Origin of the sequence: Catenulispora pinisilvae (genome assembly GCF_015356865.1) — a bacterium.
In the GTDB taxonomy this organism is placed as follows: domain Bacteria; phylum Actinomycetota; class Actinomycetes; order Streptomycetales; family Catenulisporaceae; genus Catenulispora; species Catenulispora pinisilvae.
The window spans coordinates 1-16,476 of the sequence record NZ_JAAFZA010000063.1 but is presented as its reverse complement, the minus strand read 5'-3'; the positions used below and the strand labels follow the sequence as shown (position 1 = coordinate 16,476).

Sequence of the window (16,476 nt, the reverse complement as noted above, 5' to 3'; positions counted from 1 at the left end):
AGGCCACCGTAGGACTCGGTATGAGCGCCTTGATGTACATTTCGCCATGAAATCACCGATTGGCGCCGAATGGCTCCGCGAGCCGGGCAGACAGGTGTCTTATATGCGCATTCGAACCAAGGCCGCAGCAGGCCTGGCCACCTTCCTCACCACGGCGGGCCTGGCGGCGGTGTGGGGACCGCCCGCGTCGGCCGACACCGACGCGGTGGCGCCGTCGGTCCTGGCGATCCTCGCCCATCCGGACGACGACCTGCTGTTCATGGAACCGGATCTCAAGGAGGACTACGGCGTCCCCACCACCACCGTCTACGTCACCGGCGGGGACGCCACCAACCACGGCGACGCGGGCAAGGAGTTCCCCGACCCGTGCGCGTACTCGGCCAGCCGGTTCGACGGTCTGCGCGCGGCCCACTCCCGCGGCGTCCAGAACCCGACCTGGACCAGGGCCGCCATCACGCTCGACGGGCACCTCATCGAGGAGGACACCCTCGACCAGCGCCCGACGACCAAGCTCGTCTTCCTGCGCCTGCACGAGGCGGGGAACGGGCACTTCAAGTCGGGCCAGGACGGCTTCGCCAACATCTACGACCTGTTCCGGGACCCCAAGTCCGGGCTGCAAGAGAAGTCGGAGGGCAGCGACCCCGCCGACGGCGGCGGCGACTGCGACCCGCAGTGGGCGAACCAGAAGTACACCTACGACGGCCTGCTCAAGACCTTCACCGAGCTGATGGCCCGGTCCCAGGCCAGCACGGTCCTGTCCCTGGACCCCAACGTCGGCTACGACTACGTGCGCAACATCGACCACATCGGCGTCGCCCGGTTCGTCGGCGCCGCGTCCCTGGGCTGGCACGGGCCCGAGAACAAGGGCCATCTCCTGCTGCGGGACTATCGGACGTACACGATCGACGTCGATCCCGCGAACCTGGACGCCGCCACGGCCGCCGACAAGCAGCAGGAGTTCCTCTCCTATGTCGGACCGGACAGGGGCGACATCAAGGGGCGCTATCACGGGAGGAACGATCCCGAGCCGGATCCGAACAACGCCTTCTACTCCGGGTTCATCCACCGCGAATACCCGCGCTGGACCAACGGTGTGGCCTGGGCGGCGCTGGACTCCACCGGGAGCTTGAACGCGGCGGCGACGCTGGACAACAAGGTCCAGGTCTGGCGCGAGGACGCCGCGGGCGGCAGCTGGACCGGGCCGAAGCCGGTCCCCGGCAGTGGTCCGATGGCCTCGGCCCTGACGCTGATCAAGGACGGCTTCGGCACCCTGCACATCGTCGGGATCCGGCTGGCGGACAACCAGATCGTCACCACCGCCGAGACCGGGCCCGGAACCTGGGGGCCGTGGACCGTCCTGGGCAATCCCAACCCCGACCCGCGCCAGGAGGCCCTGACCGGCAACCCGGCCGTGGTGGCCGAGCGCGACGGCCGGCTGACCGTGTTCGTCCGCAACTGGGGCAGCGGCGTCAGCGTTCTGCGGCAGAATCCGGACGGGAGCTGGCCCTCGGACTGGGCCGACATCAAGGGCTACCTGGTGCGCGACGACCTCACCGCCGGGCTGGCCCCGGACGGGCACGTCGAGCTGTTCGCGCCGTCGATCGGCGGCCTGCTGCACTGGAGCGAGGTCCCGGACACCGGCGCCTACCCGATCGACCCGGTTCCGGTCGGCCCGGCGACGGCCGGACCGGGCAGCATCAGCCGCAACTCCGACGGCCGCATGCAGATCTTCTACGTGCAGGCCGACACCGGGAAGGTCGCGACGCAGTGGCAGCGGCCGAACGGCTTCTGGACCACCACCTCCGGCGCCATCGGCCCGATCGGGCTCGAAGGCGTCTCGGCGAACGCCGGCAGCGACGGCCGCATGACGCTGGCCACCCGCAACCCCGGGGGCGGGGTGAGCCTGCTGGTCCAGGACGCGCCGAACATCGGCTTCAGCACGTTCCCGGACCTGGGCAACGTGGTCCTCGGCGCCCCGGTCGTGGTGCTCGACCGGCGCGGGCGCCAGGTGGTGCTGGCCTTCGAACGGGACGGTGCGCTGCACGCGGCGCGGCAGTCGGCGCCGGGGGCGCAGAGCCCGTACGGGGCGTGGGAGTTGGCAGGGAGCTGAGATAGGCGACAGCCGAGCGGCCCCGGACCTGTCGTCCGGGGCCGCTGTGGCTTCTTGGCCGCTCAGCGGCGCCTCAGCGGCGCGCCAGCCGCCGATCGGCCAGCGAGGCCAGCAGCGCGGCCCCGTCCCCGAGCACCGAATCATCGAAATCGGCCAGCGGGCTGTGGTTCGAGGGCGCGTTCTCGAAGTCGTCCACCGGACAGGCGCCGAGGAAGCAGTAAGTCCCCGGCACCTCCTCCAAGACCCGCGAGAAGTCCTCGGCCCCGGGGTTCGGGTTGGCCAACCGCAGGAAGCGCTCCTCGCCGAAGAGCTCGCTCGTGACCTCCTGGAGGAAGTCGACCTCGGCGTCGTGGTTCACGGTCGGCGGGTACTGCTCCTTGTAGGTGATGTCCACCCCGCAGCCATAGGCCGCCGCAAGGCCGTTGAGCAGGTCCGGCATCGTCTCCAGCAGCCGGGCCCGGGACGCGTGCGAGAACGAGCGCATCGTCAGGTGGAACATGGCGTCGTCCGGGATGATGTTCGACGCGGTCCCGGCGTGGAACTCGCCGACGGTGATCACCACCGGGTCGAAGATGTCGAACTTGCGGGTCACCAGGGACTGCAATGCCACCACCATCTCGCAGGCCACCGGGATCGGATCCCGGCCGGTGTGCGGCCGCGAGCCGTGCGCACCGGCGCCGCGCACCGTCACCAGGATCTCGTCGGCCCCGGCCATCAGGGTCCCGGCCCGGGAGCCGACCGACCCGCGGGGGAGCTTGTCGGAGAGCACGTGCAGGCCGTAGACGCCGACCACCCGCGGGCCCGCGGCGTCCAGCACGCCCTCGCGGATCATGTGCCCGGCCCCGTCGCCGCCCTCCTCGCCGGGCTGGAACATGAACACCACGTCGCCGGCCAGCCGGTCGCGGCGCGCGCTGAGCAGCCGGGCCGCGCCGACCAGGATCGCGGTGTGCAGGTCGTGGCCGCAGGCGTGCATGTTCGGGCCGTCGGCGGCGTAGTCCCGGCCGGTCCTCTCCACCACCGGCAGCGCGTCCATGTCGCCGCGCAGCAGCACCGCCTGCGCCTGGGCATCCTGGGAGTCTCCGGTGCCGCCCGCCGCGCCGGTACCGCGCAGCACAGCGGTCACCGAGCTCAGCCCGGTGCCCAGGCTGATCTCCAGCGGCAGCCCGTCGAGCGCGGCCAGGACCCGCTCCTGGGTGCGGGGCAGATCCAGGCCGATCTCGGGTATGCGATGCAGGTCGCGGCGCAGCCGGACCAGATCGTCCCGCAGCTCCTTGGCGTCATCGGTGTAGGTCATGCTGCCATCGTGCACCGGCTGTCCAGATCCGCGATCGTGATGACGGCCTGACCGCCGGTGATGCCCGGACGCTTCGGCGCTCGTCTACCGCCCGTCCGGCGGCCCGGCCATCGGCGCCGGCTCCAGGATGTTGAACCGCGCGCCGAACTGGTCGGTCAGCGCGGCCAGCCGTCCGGGCGGGGCGTCGGCGGCCGGGATCAGGACGGTGCCGCCGGAGCCGGTCGCCCGGGCCACAGTCGCGTCGGCGTCGGCCACCATGAAGTAGGGGACCCATTTCTCGTCCTGGATCGGCACCTGGTCGGTGATCGTCATGATCCCGCCGAACGCGGCCATCGGGTCGCCGGACTGGGTCGTCCACATGTCGTAGCCGCCGCCCTCCGGCGCGCCTTCCATATACGGCTCCACCTGCCAGCCGAACAGCGCGGGATAGAAGGACTTCGCCGCGGCCGGATCGCGGGTCCACAACTCGGTCCAGAGCATCGTGTCCTCGACGCAGCAGGCCTGGAAGCCGGTGACCTCGCCGGACTGCCAGAGCGCGAACTCGGCGCCGCTGGGATCGGTGAGCTGGGCGAAGGAGCCCTCGCCGGGGATCCCCGTGACCGGGACGCGCACCTTGGCGCCGCCCTTCTCGGCGGCGGCCACCGAAGCGGCGGCGTCGGCGACCCGGACATAGGTCATCCAGTCGGGTTTGTCGGCCGGATCGGTCAGCCCGCCGAGCCCGGCGACCGACTTCCCGTCCTTGCGCAGGAACCAGTAGCCGGGACCCTCCGGGGAATCCGGCATCATCTGCTCCGCGGTCCAGCCGAAGACCCGGCCGTAGAAGGCGGCCGAGGCGCCGGGGTCGGGGGAGCCGAGGTCGATCCAACCGGGCAGGCCGGGGGTGTTCTCCGAGGTGATCATGAGGAGGCCTTCCTGTGAGGTGCGTCACACATGATCGAGTCTTCCACCCGGCACCGACAGTCACGACCCGGACGCGGATCGGCGATCACACGCTTCCCGCGTATGTCTGCTTTCTCACAGGAGTCGGCGCTCCCTGACGGAAACCTCGCAGGTACTCCAGGAGTAGCCTGTGGGCTGGCAACACATCCATACGGAACCTTCACATAAACGCAGGAGCCACAAGCGATGTCCCGCACCCCCGTCAACGTCACCGTGACCGGCGCGGCCGGCCAGATCGGCTACGCCCTGCTGTTCCGCATCGCCTCCGGCCACCTGCTGGGCCCGGACGTGCCGGTGAAGCTGAACCTGCTGGAGATCCCGCAGGCGGTCAAGGCCGCCGAGGGCACGGCGATGGAGCTGGTCGACTCCGCGTTCCCGCTGCTGGCCGGGATCGACATCCACGACAACCCCAAGGACGGCTTCGACGGCGCGAACGTGGCGCTGCTGGTCGGCGCCCGCCCCCGCACCGCGGGCATGGAGCGCGGCGACCTGCTGGAGGCCAACGGCGGCATCTTCAAGCCGCAGGGCGAGGCCATCAACGCGCACGCCGCCGACGACATCAAGGTCCTGGTGGTCGGCAACCCGGCGAACACCAACGCGCTGATCGCCGCCGCCCACGCCCCGGACGTCCCGAAGTCCCGGTTCACCGCGATGACCCGCCTGGACCACAACCGGGCCCTGGGCCAGCTGGCGCTGAAGACCGGCGCCCCGGTCGCCGACATCACCAATATGACCATCTGGGGCAACCACTCCGCGACCCAGTACCCGGACGTGTTCCACGCCAAGATCGGCGGCAAGAACGCCGCCGAGGTCGTCAACGACCAGGAGTGGATCGAGAAGACCTTCATCCCGACCGTCGCCAAGCGCGGCGCGGCCATCATCGAGGCCCGCGGCTTCAGCTCCGCCGCCTCGGCCGCCAACGCAGCCCTGAACCACATGTACACCTGGGTCAACGGCACCGCCGAGGGCGACTGGACCTCCATGGGTGTCGTCTCCAACGGCGCCTACGGCGTCCCCGAGGGCCTGGTCTCCTCCTTCCCGGTCACCACCAAGGACGGCGAGTGGAGCATCGTCGAGGGCCTGGAGATCGACGAGTTCTCGCGCGGCCGCATCGACGCCTCGGTCAAGGAACTGTCCGAGGAGCGCGACGCGGTGAAGCAGCTCGGCCTGATCTGAGCCGCTGATCTGTGCGGCTCAGCTGCATAGCTCGACAAGACGGCCCGGCGCCCCGCATACCGCGGGAACCGGGCCGTTTCTGATGCCTGACCGTCGCGGGTCACGGCAACGGGTCACAGCAGCGGGTCACAGCAACGGATCCCGCGCTAACAACCGCGTCAGCACCAAGGCCGACCGCGTCCGCTGAATCTCCGGCTCCCGCCGGATCCGTTCCAGCGCCTCCTCCAAGTGCTGCGTGTTCTCGGCGACCAGGTGCAGCAGTGCGTCGGCGTCCCCGGTGATCGTGTACGCGGCGACCACCTCCGGGTGGCGCGAAACGCACTCCCGGATCACGTCCGGCGACGTCCGGTCCCCGCAGTAGACCTCGACGAAGGCCTCGGTGGTCCAGCCGAGCGCGGTCTGGTCGACGATCACGGAGAACCCGCGGATCGCCCCGTCGGCCCGCAGCCGGTCGACCCGCCGCTTCACCGCCGAAGCCGACAACCCCACCCCCGCCCCGACGTCGGCGAAGGACGCCCGCGCATCGCGGCGCAGCGCGTCGATGATGGCGCGGTCGAGGCTGTCCATGTCCTGAGATTAGCGGTCCGCGGTCGCCTGACCCCGGACGCCCGATCCCGATCCGGCCGACTGATCCGGGCGCAACGCGAGGAACGGACGATTGCGGCGAAGGGGTGACGTCACCTCTTCATTGAAGACGACACCCGCCGTCTATGCGGGCGCCGTCGGCCGGACGCCGGAATCACGTCACGGTGAAGAAATCCCGCCACCGACGAGACCAGAACCCCTCGCCACACGTCTAAAGAGACGAAGCCGCGCCCGCAGCGGGCCGTACCCCCGCCGCGAGCGCGGCCGATCACGTCGTGCGGACCCGGCCGCCGAGGCCGGGTCCGTCGCGACCGACAGACAGTATCAACCCAGAGCGCTCCGTAGTTGCAGCACGGCCCAGTCCAGGTCCTCGGCGGTCACCACGAGCGGCGGCGCGAGCCGGATCGTCGAACCGTGCGTGTCCTTGGCCAGCACCCCGCGCGCCATCAGCCGCTCGGAGATCTCCCGGCCGGTCCCGTAGGAGGGATCGACGTCCACCCCGGCCCACAGGCCGCGCCCGCGGACCTCGCGCACCATCTCCGGCGGCAGCTCGGCCAGCGCCGCGTGCAGATGCGCGCCGAGCGTCCGGGCCCGGGCCTGGTACTCGCCGGTGGCCAGCAGGCCGACCACCGCGCGGCCGACCGCGCAGGCCAGCGGGTTGCCGCCGAAGGTGGAGCCGTGCTCGCCGGGGTGGAACACGCCGAGCACGTCCCGGTTCGCGACCACCGCCGATACCGGCAGGATCCCGCCGCCGAGCGCCTTGCCCAGGATGTAGACGTCCGGCACCACGGCCTCGTGGTCACACGCGAACGTGTACCCCGTCCGGCCCAGCCCGGACTGGATCTCGTCGGCCATCATCAGGACGCCGCGCCGGGTGCAGACTTCGCGCACCGCCGCGAGATACCCGTCCGGCGGTACCAGCACCCCGGCCTCGCCCTGGATCGGCTCCAGCAGCACGGCCACGGTGTCGTCGGTGATGGCCGCCTCGATCGCCGCGGCGTCGCCGTAGGGGACTGAGACGAACCCCGGGGTGAACGGCCCGAACTCGTTGCGGGCGTCCGGATCCGTGGAGAACGACACAATGGACAGCGTTCGGCCGTGGAAGTTCCCCTCGCAGGTGATGATCTGCGCGCGGTCCTCGGGCACGCCCTTGACCTGGTAGCCCCACTTGCGCGCGGTCTTCAGCGCGGTCTCCACGGCCTCGGCCCCGGAGTTCATCGGCAGTGCCGCGTCCTTGCCGGACAGCTCGGCCAGCTCGGCGACGAACGGCCCGAACTGGTCGTGGTGGAAGGCCCGCGAGGTCAGCGTCACCCGGCCCAGCTGCTCGCGCGCGGCGGCCAGCAGCACCGGGTTGCTGTGCCCGAAGTTCAGCGCCGAGTACCCGGCGAGCATGTCCAGGTAGCGGTTGCCGTCGACGTCGGTCACCCAGGCCCCGTCGGCCTCGGCGATCACCACCGGCAGCGGGTGGTAGTTGTGCGCGGTGTGCGCGTCGGACTGCGCGATCAGCGCTTTGGCCCGGTCCGAGGGCGGAGCGTGCTGGCCGGTGCGGTCGGTCTCAGGGATCGTGGTCACGGCGGGGCCCCTTTCAGCCTCGGAGTTCGAGCGTGCAGCACTTGACCGAGCCGCCGGCCTTGAGCAGTTCGGACAGGTCCATGCCGATCGGCTCGTAGCCGCGCTCGGCGAGCTGCGCCGCCATGCCGGTGGCGGCCTGCGGCAGCAGGACGTGCTTGCCGTCGGACACCGCGTTGAGCCCGAACGCCGCGGCGTCCTCGGCGGTGGCGATGACAGCGTTCGGATACAGCGTGTTCAGCACCGCCCGCGACCCCGGCGAGAACGCCTCCGGGTAGTAGGCGATGGTCTCGTGGTCGAGCACCGTCAGCGCCGTGTCCAGGTGGTAGAAGCGCGGGTCGACCAGGCGCAGCCCGATCACCGGCATCCCGAAGAACTCCTGCGCCTCCAGGTGCGCGTTCGGGTCGGACCGGAAGCCGTGGCCGGCCAGGATCCAGTCCCCGGCGTAGAGGAAGTCGCCCTCACCCTCGTTGATGAACTGCGGGTCGTGGATCTCGGCGAAGCCGTTCTTCCGGAACCACTCCATGTACGCCGGACCCTCCGGCACGCGCTCCTTGTTCCGGAACGAGGCGCCGAGCACCTTGCCGCCCACGACGGTGGCGCCGTTGGCCGCGAACACCATGTCCGGCAGGCCCTCGATCGGCTTGATGGCCTCCACCTGGTGGCCCAGGCGCAGGTAGGCGTCGCGCAGGGTCTCCCACTGGCGCGCGGCCAGCGAGGCGTCGACCGGTTGGTCCGGGTGCATCCAGGGGTTGATGGCGTAGGTGACCGCGAAGTGGTCGGGGGGGCACATCAGATAGCGGCGCGGGATCGCCACGCGCTGGGCCGCCGAGGGGGCGCCGGAAGACTCGGGGATCATGCAACCTGAGCATAAGTACCGCGTTTCCCCAGCTCAAGGGACCATCGTTGCGTGTCGCCGGGCGAACGTTGCGAAGTTCGGGCGGTCACAGCCGTTTCATTGCGCCCCCGCCGTCCCAGCGGGCCGACGCCCGGGCTCCCTACAATCAGGACGTGAGCCCCATTCTCGTGTCCATCCTGGTCGTGCTGGCCCTGATCCTCGTGGAGGCGCTGTTCGTCGCCTCGGAGATCGCGCTCGTTTCGTTGCGCGAGAGCCAGATCGAGACCATGGCCCAACAAGGCCGCCGCGGCCAGGTGGTGGCCAAACTGGTGCGCGATCAGAACCGATGGCTGGCCACGGTGCAGATCGGCGTCACCCTGACCGCGCTGCTGTCCTCGGCCTACGGCGCCATCACCCTGTCCGAGAGCGCCAAGCGCGGCCTGATCAGCGCCGGGCTCGGGCAGGGCCTGGCCGGGTTCGTCGGGGTCGTCGGGGTCACCCTGGCCATCACCTTCGTCACCCTGGTCATCGGCGAGCTCGCGCCCAAGCGGCTGGCGCTGCAACGGCCGGAGCCGACGGCGCGCGCGGTCGCGCCGTTCCTGAACCGGATGGCCGCGGTGGTCCGGCCCTTCATCTTCCTGCTGTCGGTCTGCACCAACGGCGTGGTCCGGCTGTTCGGCGGCGACCCGGACGTGGGCCGGGAGGCGGTGTCCTCCGAGGAGCTGCGGCTGATGGTGGCCGGGAACCAGACCCTGAACAGCGACGAGCGCGAGCTGATCGACGAGATCTTCGACGCCGGCGACCGGCAGCTCCGCGAGGTGCTGGTGCCGCGGACCGAGGTCACGTTCCTGGACGGGAGCATGCCGATCCGGCAGGCCGGGCGGATCGCCGCCTCCGAGCCGCACTCCCGCTACCCGGTGATCGACGGCTCGGCGGACAACGTCATCGGGTTCGTGCACGTGCGCGACTTCCTCAACCCCGAGCTGGCCGGGCGCTCGATCCGGCTGGAGGAGATCGCCCGGCCGGTGAAGATGCTGCCGACCTCCAAGCAGCTGCTCGCGGCGCTGTCGGAGATGCGGGCGGAGTCCACGCACCTGGCGATCGTCGTGGACGAGTACGGCGGCACCGCCGGCATCGTCACCCTGGAGGACCTGATCGAGGAGCTGATCGGCGACATCCAGGACGAGTACGACGTCGGCCAGGCCGGCACCACCCGGCTGGTCGGCGGGGTGATGGAGGTCGACGGCCTGCTGAACCTCGACGACTTCATGGACGAGAGCGGGATCGAGCTGCCGGACGGCCCGTACGAGACCGCGGCCGGCTTCATCGTGGCCCAGCTTGGCCGGCTGCCGCAGCTGGGCGACGAGGTGGTGGTCGCCTTCGACACGGTGCCCGGGCTCGCCGACGTGGACGACGACGAGGACGTCGAACGCGAGGTGCACCGCTACCAGCTGCGGGTGGCGGAGCTGGACGGCCGGCGGATCGCGCGGATCCGGATCACGCGGCTGCCGGAGGGTGGGGTCGCGGCGGTGGGGGCTGGTGATGAGGCCGGCGATGACGCCGGTGACGCTGGCGCGGGTGACTCCGGTGCCGGTGCCGTGAACGTTGACGGCCACGACGGCTCTGGCGCCAGTGCCGATGTCTCCGCCGATCTCCCTGCCGATGGCTCTGTCGATGTCGATGTTGCCGAGCCTGCCGAGGCCCCGGCCACCGCCGCCGAATCAGCCGCTGATCTCGCCTCTGATCTCACCTCCGGTGATCATTCGGACACTGATGGTGCCGAACCCTTGGCCGGGTCCGGCCGCGGGGAGGAGATCCAGGGAGAACCCGATCAAAGCGAGCCGCGGATCTGAGAGAATGGGGCTCATGGCAGCCGCTCCCCAGTCCTCCGGTCGCAAGCGCGTCTTCTCCGGGATCCAGCCGACCGCCGACTCCTTCCACGTCGGCAACTACCTCGGCGCGATCCGGCAGTGGGTGCCGCTGCAAGAGACCCACGAGACCATCTACTGCGTGGTGGACCTGCACGCGATCACGGTCGAGCAGGACCCGAAGCTGTTGCGCCAGCGCACCCGGATCGCCGCCGCGCAGCTGCTGGCGGCCGGCATCGACCCCGGGCGCAGCACCCTGTTCGTGCAGAGCCACGTGCCCGAGCACGCGCAGCTGGCCTGGGTGCTGGCCTGTATGACCGGGTTCGGCGAGGCCAGCCGGATGACCCAGTTCAAGGACAAGTCCGGCAAGCAGGGCGCGGCCAACACCAACGTGGGGCTGTTCACCTACCCGATGCTGATGGCCGCCGACGTGCTGCTCTACAACGCCGACGCGGTCCCGGTCGGCGAGGACCAGCGGCAGCACCTGGAGCTCACCCGCGACCTGGCCCAGCGCTTCAACGGCCGCTACGGCGACTACTTCACGGTGCCGGACCCGTTGATCATCAAGGCCACCGGCAAGATCACCGACCTGCAGGAGCCGGGCGCGAAGATGTCGAAGTCGGCCTCCTCGCCGGCCGGCATCATCGAGCTGCTGGACGAGCCGTTGGTCTCGGCCAAGAAGATCCGCTCGGCGGTCACCGACACCGAGCGCGAGATCCGCTACGACGAGGAGAATAAGGCCGGCATCTCCAACCTGCTGTCGATCTACTCGGCGCTGGACGGCCGGACCATCTCCGAGCTCGAGGCCGCCTACGACGGCAAGGGCTACGGCGACCTGAAGAAGGACCTGGCCGAGGTCTTCATCGACTTCGTGACCCCGTTCCGGGAGCGGACCCAGGACCTGCTGGCCGAGCCGGACAAGCTGGACGCGGTCCTGGCCGAGGGCGCGGCCAAGGCCCGGGCGATCGCGACGCGGACCCTGTCGGAGGTCTACGACCGAGTCGGATTCCTGCCCGCGGCGGGGAACTGACGGTGGGCGGCGTACCGGATCCCCTAGAGGCGACCTTCGCGGGCGTCAACCCCTTCGCGGCCGCGCACGGGGTGGACACCGTGACCATCGGCGTCGCGGTGCCGATCCCGGAACCGTTCGGCAGCGAGCTGCAGAAGTGGCGCGAATCGTTCCACGACCCGATGGCACTGGCGATCCCGACTCACGTCACCCTGCTCCCGCCGACCGAGGTCGAGCGCGAGGACCTGCCGGGCATCGAGGACCACCTGACCAAGGCGGCCACTATCGGCCAGCCGTTCTCCATGCTGTTGCAGGGCACGGACACCTTCCGTCCGATCTCCCCGGTGACCTTCGTGCGGGTGGCCCAGGGCGCCGAGCAGTGCGCCACCACCGAGGCCCTGGTCCGCTCCGGAGTCCTGGCCCGCGAGGCGCGTTTCCCCTACCACCCGCACGTGACGGTCGCCCACGAGCTGCCCGACGACATGCTCGCCCGGGCCCAGGACGTTCTGGCCGGGTACGAGGCCCGCTTCCCGGTCACCGGTTTCGCCTTGTACCTCCACGGCGACGACGGCGTGTGGCGCGTCCGCCGCCTGTTCCCTTACGGCGGCTAGGCCTACCCGCTCCCTGTCGGAGGCCGGGCCGGGAAAGCGCGAGGGCGGCCCCAGCAGAGCCGGAAGCCGCCGTATGGCTTTGTATCGGGAGAGCTTTTACTCAAGCACGGGTGCCGGCCCCGAAGAGGCCGCCGCCGGCTTTGGCCTCAGCGTCAGCGACAACAAACAAACCGCCAGCGCGATGCAGGCGCCGACCGTCAGCCCGGTCTCCAGACCGTGGGTGTAGTTCACCTTGGGGTTCGGGTTGTGACTGCCCTTCGTCGACGACGTGGAGATGGTCAACAGAACCGCGATACCCAGCGCGCCGCCGATCTGCTGGCAGGCCTGCATCAGGCCGGAGCCGGCGCCGGAGTCGCGCGGGGCCAGGCCGTTCATGATGTTCAGCGCGATCGGGCTGAACGCGATACCGCCGCCGAGGCCGAACAGCAGGAACGGCACCAGCAGGCCGGTGGTGAAGCCGGTGTGGATCGAGATGTGCGACAGCCAGTACAGCGCCACGGCGATCAGCGCCGTGCCGGTCACGATCAGCGGCCGCGGTCCGAAACGGGGCAGCAGCTTGGGAACGAACCGGGACACCGCGAACAGCGTCGCGGTCAGCGGCAGGAACGCCAGCCCGGCCCGGATCGGCGAGTAGCTCAGCACGTTCTGCATGAACTGCGGCAGGAAGAAGAACATCGAGAACATCGCGCCGACCAGCAGCACATAGGAACCATAACTGCGGGCCCGGGTGGAGTTCCTCAGCAGCCGCAGCGGGAACACCGGGAAGTCGCTGCGGGACTCGATGAACACGAACGAGCTCAGCAGCACCACGGCCGCGACGAACACGAAGATGGTCGTGCTGTTGCCCCAGCCGTGCTCGGAGGCGTTGATGAACCCGTAGACCAGGCTGCCCATGCCGGTGACCGAGGTGATGGCACCGGGGATGTCGAACTTGCCCTGCACCCGCGGCGACTCGTTCAGCAACGTGGCCGCGGCGATCGCGGCCACCGCACCGATCGGCACGTTGATGTACATCACCAGCCGCCACGAACCCCAGGTGGTCAGCATCCCGCCGAGCAACAGCCCGACCGACCCGCCGGCACTGGAAACCGCGGTGAACAGGCTCATAGCCTTCACCCGCGGAGCGCCCTCCGGGAACGTGGTGATGATCAGCGCCAACATACTCGGCCCGGCCATAGCCGCACCCACACCCTGCAACGCCCGCGAAGCAAGCAGCATGGTGGAGTCGACCGCGAGCCCACCGATGAACGAGGCAGCCGTGAACAAGATGACCCCGGAGACGAACATCCGCCGCCGCCCCAGAATGTCCCCAGCCCGCCCACCAAGCAGCAACAGCCCACCGAACGCAAGCGTGTAGGCGTTCAGCACCCACGACAGATTCGACTCAGAGAACTTCAGCGACGTCTGGATCTTCGGCAGGGCTATGTTGACGATGGTCGCGTCGAGGACCAGCATCAGCTGGCAGGTCACGATGGTGGCGAGGATGAGCCCCGGCTTGGGCTCCCGCTTCGGAACAACCTTCCCAGTGGAAGGCGTTGTGGATATGGACGCAGTAGACATGGTGTCCTTCACCTGACGGCGAGCAAAAAGCGGAGGCTAACTCCGTTTAGCGTAGAGTGCCGCTACGCATCGCGGCAACTTAATTCGACCGGGGCCCGGGGAAGCCCCGACAACAGGCGAAGGAGTCGATCCACCGTGAGGGCAGACGCGCTCCGCAACCGCGAGCGCCTCGTCGAGGTAGCCCAGTCGGCGTTCGCGAACAACGGGATCGAAACATCCCTAGAAGAAATCGCACGCCAAGCAGGCGTAGGCATCGGGACGCTCTACCGCCGGTTCCCCCGGCGAGAAGACCTCATCGCAGCAGTCCTAGCGGAGCGCTACCTAAAACTCACCGAGTGCGCCCTAACCCTGGCCCAACACCGCGAAGACGCAGACACAGCCCTCACCCAGTGGCTGACCCTCCTCGTAGAGCACATGGCCATCTACCGAGGCCTGTCCCTAGCAGTGAAAGAAGCCATCCACGACCAAAGCACAGCCCTAGGCCGCACCTGCAAAGAAATGATGGACGCCGCCACCGCCCTCCTGGAACGAGGACAAAGCCAAGGCACCTTCCGCACAGACGTGAACTTCTACGACGTCATGTCCCTATGCTCAGGCATCGTCACAGCCGTGGAGCGACGCGCGGAGAAGCGGGCTGACTCGGACGTCCCGCCAGTGGACCCGTACCTGCTGCTCGATGTGGTGTTGAAGGGGCTGCGGTCGGGGGTGGTTGGGGGCGGTGCTGGCGGTTAGGTCGCTGCTGGTGCTGTTGTTGCCGCCGCTGCCAGTGCCGCCGCCGCCGCTGCCAGTGCCGCCGCCGCGAGTGCCAGTGCCATTGCCGCTGCTGTCGTCGCCGTCGCCGTCGTCGCCGTCGCTGTGCCGGTGCTGCCTTCGCTGCCGCTCCGCTGTCATCGCTGTCGTCGCCGTGTCTGCTGCCGTCGTTGACACCGTCACTGCCGCTGCCGCTCTGCTGTCGTTGCCGCCGCCGTCGTGTCTACTGCCGTCGCTGACACGGTCGCCGCCGCCGTGCCGCTCCGCCGCTGTTGGCCGTCGGCATCGCTGCTGCCGCCGCCGTGCATGCTGTCGTCATCGTCATCGTCATCGTCATCGTCATCGTCACGGTGCGGGCCTGGCGTGCCACTTGATCTTCTGTGTCGGTCAAGTCGGCGTGCCGCCTGCGCCGAGCGTGCAGCCCGTGCCGCCCGCCCCGTGCTTGCAGTCCGCGCGCCCGCACCGCCGGTGCTGCCCGCGCCGTGCTTGCAGTCCGCGCCACCCGCGCTGTGCGTGCCGTGCGTGCCGTCTGCGTGATGCGTGCGGCTTGAGCTGGCATGCTCCCCGAGCCGCCGCCGTGCCACGCGAGCTGCCCCGCCCCTTTTCAATCGGCGTGTCGCCCGACCCGCCAAGTCACCCGCACCGCCCCCCCTCGAGCCGGCGTGTCGCCCGACTCCGCAAGCCGCCCGCACTCCCGCGCCGCCCGAGGTCGCCGCCAAACCACCCGAGTTGAATGAGTAGTGAACATCAGACCAACTCCAGGCGACTAAGTTACTGTGAGGCATGCTCACCGAACCCCGGCATGCCGGCACCCGGCGCTCCGAACCAGTCTTCTTCGACGACCGCGCCCGCGTCTCCGCCCTGCGCGCATGCGGAGCAGTGTCGTTCGGCGTATTCGTACTGCTGGCGATCGTCGTCGCGGCCAAGGCGTCCAAGGGCACGGATCAGTCGATCGACGATTCGCTGAACCGCTTCGCGCTGCGTGACACCGGGATCACCGACTTCTTCAAGGCGGTGACCAACGCCGGTTCACCGACGGTGACCCTGGGACTCGGCCTGCTGGTCGCCCTAGCTTTCTACCTGCTCCGGATGCGCACCTCGGCCTACTTCGCCGCAGCTTCGGTGATCGGCGCCTACGCCATCGCCTACGTCGCCAAGAAGGGCGTGAACCGCCCGCGCCCCCACTGGGACGCCGCTCACACGATCTCCACAGAATCCGGCGCGTCCTTCCCCTCCGGCCACGCCACCGGCACCTCCACCTTGGCCGCCGTCCTGATCCTGGCCGCGGTCCCACTGCTGGCCGGCCCGGCGGCGCGCCGCATCGCACAAACAGTCCTGGTGCTGTACGTGATCGTCATCGTCGCGTCGCGCCCAGTCCTCGGCGTCCACTTCCCCACCGACGTCCTCGCGGGCGCCGCCCTGGGCACCGGCTGGACCCTTTTGTGCGCCTCGGTACTGCGGCCGTGGCGGGACCGAGTGTCCAACCGGTGGTCCGCACGTGACCCGCTTAGGAGAACCGGCCGCTGACGCGTGATACTAAGGGCGGACGAGCATAGGGCTTTGCAGCCCGCACCGCTGCGTCGCCCACCGCATCAACAGGAGGACCGGAGAAAGTGACTTACGTCATCGCCCTGCCCTGCGTGGACGTGAAGGACAAGGCCTGCATCGAGGAGTGCCCTGTCGACTGCATCTACGAGGGCGAGCGCATGCTCTACATTCACCCGGACGAGTGCGTCGACTGCGGCGCCTGCGAACCGGTGTGCCCCGTCGAGGCGATCTTCTACGAGGACGACACGCCGGAGCAGTGGAAGGACTACTACAAGGCCAACGTGGAGTTCTTCGACGACCTCGGCTCCCCCGGCGGTGCCTCCAAGATGGGCCTGATCGAGAAGGACCACCCGCTGATCTCCGCCCTGCCGCCGCAGGCTCAGGGCGAAAGCTAAAGGCTTTCCCCTACGGCGAAACCCCGCTCCACCAGAGGAAAGCCTTCAGATGCGGAAGCTCCCTGACTTCCCGTGGGACCGGCTCGCGCCCGCCAAGGCGCGAGCCGGCCAGCACCCGGACGGGATCGTCGACCTCTCCGTCGGCACGCCAGTCGACCCGGTGCCGGCCGTCATCCAAGACGCGCTGAGTGCCGGGTCGAACGCCCCCGGCTACCCCCTCACCC

Annotated in this window: 14 protein-coding genes and 1 pseudogene; 9 read left to right on the top strand and 6 right to left on the bottom strand. The window is 69.6% G+C overall.

Annotated elements, in window-relative coordinates:
• Positions 1-103 precede the first annotated feature (103 nt).
• On the top strand, positions 104-2,110 hold the full coding sequence (locus IZR01_RS19120) for a DUF8189 domain-containing protein (RefSeq protein WP_194924614.1): 2,007 nt from the start codon (positions 104-106) through the stop codon (positions 2,108-2,110).
• Positions 2,111-2,183: 73 nt separating this feature from the next.
• Here IZR01_RS19120 and IZR01_RS19115 read toward each other — a convergent pair whose 3' ends face one another.
• Both IZR01_RS19115 and IZR01_RS19110 read right to left on the bottom strand, forming a co-directional pair.
• A complete protein-coding gene (locus IZR01_RS19115) occupies positions 2,184-3,404 on the bottom strand; it encodes a M20 metallopeptidase family protein (RefSeq protein WP_194924613.1) in 1,221 nt (406 codons plus the stop codon).
• An 84-nt stretch (positions 3,405-3,488) separates the two neighbouring features.
• Positions 3,489-4,304 (bottom strand): VOC family protein, encoded by an 816-nt coding sequence (locus IZR01_RS19110; protein ID WP_194893375.1) that lies wholly within the window; start codon positions 4,302-4,304, stop codon positions 3,489-3,491.
• Between the two features lie 225 nt (positions 4,305-4,529).
• On the opposite strand from IZR01_RS19110, the gene IZR01_RS19105 reads away from it, so the two are divergent.
• Complete coding sequence (locus IZR01_RS19105) at positions 4,530-5,519, top strand: malate dehydrogenase (protein WP_194893376.1); 990 nt, start codon at positions 4,530-4,532, stop codon at positions 5,517-5,519.
• 126 nt (positions 5,520-5,645) lie between these two features.
• Here IZR01_RS19105 and IZR01_RS19100 read toward each other — a convergent pair whose 3' ends face one another.
• From IZR01_RS19100 to ddaH, 3 genes are all read right to left on the bottom strand, one after another.
• On the bottom strand, positions 5,646-6,086 hold the full coding sequence (locus IZR01_RS19100; protein WP_194893377.1) for an Lrp/AsnC family transcriptional regulator: 441 nt from the start codon (positions 6,084-6,086) through the stop codon (positions 5,646-5,648).
• A 342-nt stretch (positions 6,087-6,428) separates the two neighbouring features.
• Positions 6,429-7,667 (bottom strand): ornithine--oxo-acid transaminase, encoded by a 1,239-nt coding sequence (rocD, locus tag IZR01_RS19095; protein WP_194893385.1) that lies wholly within the window; start codon positions 7,665-7,667, stop codon positions 6,429-6,431.
• Positions 7,668-7,689: 22 nt separating this feature from the next.
• Complete coding sequence (ddaH, locus tag IZR01_RS19090; RefSeq protein WP_194893378.1) at positions 7,690-8,532, bottom strand: dimethylargininase; 843 nt, start codon at positions 8,530-8,532, stop codon at positions 7,690-7,692.
• A 152-nt stretch (positions 8,533-8,684) separates the two neighbouring features.
• Between ddaH and IZR01_RS19085 the strand changes: the two genes are divergently transcribed.
• Genes IZR01_RS19085 through IZR01_RS19075 form a run of 3 tightly spaced genes read left to right on the top strand, consistent with a single transcriptional unit; the run spans position 8,685 to position 11,999 of the window.
• Positions 8,685-10,364 carry a hemolysin family protein gene (locus IZR01_RS19085; protein ID WP_323747044.1) on the top strand — a complete coding sequence of 560 codons (1,680 nt, stop codon included), beginning with the start codon at positions 8,685-8,687 and terminating at the stop codon, positions 10,362-10,364.
• A 4-nt stretch (positions 10,365-10,368) separates the two neighbouring features.
• Positions 10,369-11,409 carry a tryptophan--tRNA ligase gene (trpS, locus tag IZR01_RS19080; RefSeq protein ID WP_194924612.1) on the top strand — a complete coding sequence of 347 codons (1,041 nt, stop codon included), beginning with the start codon at positions 10,369-10,371 and terminating at the stop codon, positions 11,407-11,409.
• 2 nt (positions 11,410-11,411) lie between these two features.
• Positions 11,412-11,999: a 2'-5' RNA ligase family protein gene (locus IZR01_RS19075; protein WP_194893380.1), complete on the top strand. Its 588-nt coding sequence runs from the start codon at positions 11,412-11,414 to the stop codon at positions 11,997-11,999.
• 96 nt (positions 12,000-12,095) lie between these two features.
• On the opposite strand, the gene IZR01_RS19070 is transcribed toward IZR01_RS19075, so the two are convergent.
• Positions 12,096-13,559, bottom strand: coding sequence for an MFS transporter (locus IZR01_RS19070; protein WP_194924611.1), 1,464 nt, complete (start codon positions 13,557-13,559; stop codon positions 12,096-12,098).
• Between the two features lie 135 nt (positions 13,560-13,694).
• Between IZR01_RS19070 and IZR01_RS19065 the strand changes: the two genes are divergently transcribed.
• From IZR01_RS19065 to IZR01_RS19050, 4 genes and pseudogenes are all read left to right on the top strand, one after another.
• Entirely contained in the window at positions 13,695-14,291 is a 597-nt protein-coding gene (locus IZR01_RS19065; protein ID WP_194893382.1) for a TetR/AcrR family transcriptional regulator, read from the top strand.
• An 801-nt stretch (positions 14,292-15,092) separates the two neighbouring features.
• Positions 15,093-15,836 (top strand): phosphatase PAP2 family protein, encoded by a 744-nt coding sequence (locus IZR01_RS19060; RefSeq protein ID WP_194924610.1) that lies wholly within the window; start codon positions 15,093-15,095, stop codon positions 15,834-15,836.
• Positions 15,837-15,922: 86 nt separating this feature from the next.
• A complete protein-coding gene (gene fdxA, locus IZR01_RS19055; RefSeq protein WP_194899904.1) occupies positions 15,923-16,252 on the top strand; it encodes a ferredoxin in 330 nt (109 codons plus the stop codon).
• 49 nt (positions 16,253-16,301) lie between these two features.
• Positions 16,302-16,476 (top strand): annotated as a pseudogene (locus IZR01_RS19050) (succinyldiaminopimelate transaminase); the annotation flags it as partial.

Bases quoted from the DNA above. Each gene is read 5' to 3' on its own strand.
- IZR01_RS19105 (WP_194893376.1), top strand. From the start codon at position 4,530: ATGTCCCGCACCCCCGTCAACGTCACCGTGACCGGCGCGGCCGGCCAG.
- IZR01_RS19060 (WP_194924610.1), top strand. From the start codon at position 15,093: ATGCTCACCGAACCCCGGCATGCCGGCACCCGGCGCTCCGAACCAGTC.
- ddaH (WP_194893378.1), bottom strand. From the start codon at position 8,532: ATGATCCCCGAGTCTTCCGGCGCCCCCTCGGCGGCCCAGCGCGTGGCG.
- IZR01_RS19070 (WP_194924611.1), bottom strand. From the start codon at position 13,559: ATGTCTACTGCGTCCATATCCACAACGCCTTCCACTGGGAAGGTTGTT.
- IZR01_RS19115 (WP_194924613.1), bottom strand. From the start codon at position 3,404: ATGACCTACACCGATGACGCCAAGGAGCTGCGGGACGATCTGGTCCGG.
- IZR01_RS19120 (WP_194924614.1), top strand. From the start codon at position 104: ATGCGCATTCGAACCAAGGCCGCAGCAGGCCTGGCCACCTTCCTCACC.
- trpS (WP_194924612.1), top strand. From the start codon at position 10,369: ATGGGGCTCATGGCAGCCGCTCCCCAGTCCTCCGGTCGCAAGCGCGTC.
- IZR01_RS19100 (WP_194893377.1), bottom strand. From the start codon at position 6,086: ATGGACAGCCTCGACCGCGCCATCATCGACGCGCTGCGCCGCGATGCG.
- IZR01_RS19110 (WP_194893375.1), bottom strand. From the start codon at position 4,304: ATGATCACCTCGGAGAACACCCCCGGCCTGCCCGGTTGGATCGACCTC.